Annotated in this window: 3 protein-coding genes; 1 reads left to right on the top strand and 2 read right to left on the bottom strand. The window is 67.0% G+C overall.

Annotated elements, in window-relative coordinates:
- Positions 1–122 (bottom strand): hypothetical protein (locus WAN02_RS21365; protein WP_422266217.1); only part of this gene is annotated, 122 nt, incomplete at its 3' end.
- 74 nt (positions 123–196) lie between these two features.
- Entirely contained in the window at positions 197–1405 is a 1209-nt protein-coding gene (locus tag WAN02_RS21360) for a DUF885 domain-containing protein (RefSeq protein WP_422266216.1), read from the bottom strand.
- A gap of 121 nt (positions 1406–1526) precedes the next feature.
- On the opposite strand from WAN02_RS21360, the gene coaA reads away from it, so the two are divergent.
- The gene (gene coaA / locus WAN02_RS21355; RefSeq protein ID WP_422266215.1) at positions 1527–2465 is read left to right on the top strand and encodes a type I pantothenate kinase; all 939 of its coding nucleotides are present in this window, start codon (positions 1527–1529) and stop codon (positions 2463–2465) included.
- Positions 2466–2494: the final 29 nt, after the last annotated feature.

The following is a 2494-nucleotide window of genomic DNA, read 5'->3' as shown; positions in this document are numbered from 1 at the left end:
AGCACCGCGCGCGGCACGAAGTTCTCCGAGGCGATCATCTCCAGCGTGTCGCGCTGGCGGCCGAGCTCTTTGCCGAGCAGCTCGGCGATGTCGGGGTCGACGTCGGCCAGCGGCGCGGACATGACCGAGGATTTGATGCGGGCGTCAGGTGCGGCAGTCACGCCGCCATTCTATCGGCGGGCCACGCCACATCGGACTACTCGGGTAGCGCCGACGGGATCAATGGTTCGTCGAGTAGCCGGCCGAACCGCTCGACGACGCTCATCTCGGCGGGGCGATCGTCCAGCCAGCCGCGCAGCAGCCGATATCCCTCGACATAGGTACTGGTGTAGGCGCGCCACAGTGGCGACGACAAGAACCGCAGCATCTGCCGTGCGCGGGTGTCGTTGACCAACAGCCAACGGCGCAGGAAGTCCGCAACCTCGTCGGCGTCGCGGTGCTCGTCGTGCAACATCAACGCGGCGTCCTGCCGGACGCCGGCCAGGGCGGCGGACGCTTCGGACAGCGCCTCGGCACGCTCACCGTCGAACCGCAGGCCCAGATCGGCGTAGATCTCGGCGGCCCACCGCCCCCAGCCCGGGCCGATCGCCGCGTACAGGGCCAGGTCGGCCAGGCCCTCGGCGATGAGGCATTGCGGGGTGTTCACCAGGAAGATGGTCTGCTCGGCTTGGCCTTTGCGGTTGACCAGCCCGACCTCCTTGCGACAGTGCTCGGTGTGGTGTCCCGGATAGGACTCGTGGGCCACCAGTCTCGGCAGGTTGGACATCAGCTGCTTGATGTCGGCGTTGACCGCGACCGTCGAGCGGTAGTCGCCGAGGTAGTAGTTGAATCCCGACCACGGCTTATCCGTGACTACCTGATACTCGACGGTTTCGGCGTCCGGGAGCGGGTAATCGGCGCGGACCCGGTCGCGCAGCGCGCTGGAGAAGGCCTCGATGCATTCGGCCAGCCGCTCGGGCGGGATTTCCTCGCCGGTGCGGTGCGCGTCCATCCGGTCGGCCAGCGGCCCGTCGCCACCCAGCACCTCGTCGAGGCGGGCATGCGCCTGCCGGTAGGTCTCCGGCGTGCCCTTGCCGATGCGCACGTCGAAGTAGTCGTGCACCTCGTCGACGAAACCGATGTCTTCACCGGCGAACTTACGGCCGGCGCAGTCCAGCGCACGCAGATGTGCAGCCATGTAGTCGGCACGCTGCCGGTCAAATCCGTTGCGGTGCGGCACATCTGGAATAGCCGCGATCAGCCGTCGGGCTTGACGGACCAGATCGGCCGGATCGGGTGCCGGCTCAGCCGACACCGTTTGGCGCAGCGCTGGATCGCCGGTGAAGGAGTCGACATAACCCGACTCGATGCGGTCGAATCGCAATCCGAGTAGCAGATACTCGCGGACCAGCGCGTCAGGTTCCACGACGCCAGAGTCTATTTGCCCGGCTCCTCCTCCGCCGCCGCGCGGCGGCATCGTCGCCGTGCGGAAGCTATCTGCTCGCCCCAGCGGACCGCAGCAAGGCCGAGGCTGCAAGACTGACGTCATGCCGCGGCCAAGCGAGCCGAGCCCCTACGTGGAGTTCGATCGACGTCAATGGCGCGCGCTACGTATGTCCACACCACAGCCGCTGACCGAAGAAGAAGTCGTCGGGTTGCGGGGTTTGGGCGAGCAGATCAACCTGCGCGAGGTCGAAGAGGTCTACCTGCCGCTGGCCCGGCTCCTGCACCTGCAGGTCGCAGCCCGCCAGGGGCTGTTCTCCGCCACCGCCGAGTTCCTCGGCGAGCCCCAGCAGCATCCCGACCGCCCGGTGCCGTTCATCATCGGGGTGGCCGGCAGTGTGGCGGTCGGTAAGTCGACGACGGCCCGCGTGCTACAGGCGCTGCTGGCCCGCTGGGATCACCACCCGCGCGTCGACCTGGTGACCACCGACGGATTCCTCTACCCCAACGCGGAGTTGACGCGACGGAACCTGATGCACCGCAAAGGTTTTCCGGAAAGCTACGACCGGCGGGCGCTGATGCGGTTCGTCACCTCGGTCAAGTCGGGTTCGGACTACGTGTGCGCGCCGGTGTACTCGCATCTGCACTACGACCGGGTGCCGGACGCCAAGCAGGTGGTCCGCCACCCGGACATCCTGATCCTCGAGGGCCTCAACGTGCTGCAGACCGGACCCACGCTGATGGTGTCGGACCTGTTCGACTTCTCGCTGTACGTGGACGGCCGGATCGAGGACATCGAGCAGTGGTACATCTCGCGGTTCCTGGCGATGCGCTCGACCGCATTCGCCGACCCCGCTTCGCACTTCCACCACTACGCGGGGTTGACCGACCAGCAGGCCGAGATTGCGGCCCGCGAGATCTGGCGATCGATCAACCGGCCCAACCTGATCGAAAACATTCTGCCGACCCGGCCGCGCGCCACCCTGGTGCTGCGCAAAGACGCCGACCATTCGATCAACCGGCTACGACTGCGCAAGCTCTAGATCGCCAACGAGCCGATGCGGGGACGCTC

The sequence above is a fragment of the Mycobacterium sp. genome, from assembly GCF_049281135.1.
Classification (GTDB): Bacteria; Actinomycetota; Actinomycetes; order Mycobacteriales; family Mycobacteriaceae; genus Mycobacterium.
The sequence above is the reverse complement of the archived record's forward strand: the minus strand, read 5'-3'. Positions and strand labels throughout refer to the sequence as shown.

What these genes read in the sequence shown, in the direction of transcription:
- coaA (WP_422266215.1), top strand. Translation starts at nt 1,527, where the DNA reads ATGCCGCGGCCAAGCGAGCCGAGCCCCTACGTGGAGTTCGATCGACGT.